The sequence below is a fragment of the Actinosynnema sp. NPDC023658 genome (assembly GCF_040639995.1).
GTDB lineage: Bacteria > Actinomycetota > Actinomycetes > Mycobacteriales > Pseudonocardiaceae > Actinosynnema.
The window spans coordinates 1,258-1,809 of record NZ_JBFAAX010001073.1 but is presented as its reverse complement, the minus strand read 5'-3'; the positions used below and the strand labels follow the sequence as shown (position 1 = coordinate 1,809).

At 71.9% G+C, this 552-nt stretch carries 1 protein-coding gene; it reads left to right on the top strand.

Going from position 1 to position 552, the window contains the following annotated elements:
* On the top strand, positions 1 to 453 hold a 453-nt coding region (locus AB0G02_RS38200), incomplete at its 5' end, for a cellulose binding domain-containing protein (protein WP_360804789.1).
* Positions 454 to 552 lie beyond the last annotated feature (99 nt).

Below are 552 nucleotides of genomic sequence, written 5' to 3'. Positions count from 1 at the left end.
ATCGCCGCCACCGTGCCGGCCCACGGCACCGTCGTCTACCGGGTCACCGCCTCCGGCGGGCCGACGACGACCACGACCACCACGACCACCACGACCACCACCACGACCACCACGAGCACGACGCCGCAGCCGAGCGGTTCGTGCCGGGTCACCAACACCACCAACGCCTGGGGCGACGGCCTGACGTCGGACATCACCATCACCAACACCGGGTCCACGCCCGTCTCCGGGTGGTCGCTGGCGTTCACCCTGCCCGGTGGGCAAAACATCACCTCCGGCTGGAACGCGAGCTACTCGCCGTCCTCCGGCCAGGTGACGGCCAAGAACGTCTCCTACAACGCCGACATCGCCCCCGGCGCGTCGGTCGGCATCGGCTTCCAGGCCACCCACACCGGCAACACGGCCAAGCCGAGCTCGTACACCCTCAACGGCGCCGCTTGCACCACCTCCTGAGCGCCACCGCCTGAGACCCGCGGGGCCGGTCCCGCCACCCGTGGGAGACCACCGCGCGCTTCGAAGACGTGCGGGCCGACGGGGCGCTGCGGTGGCGCC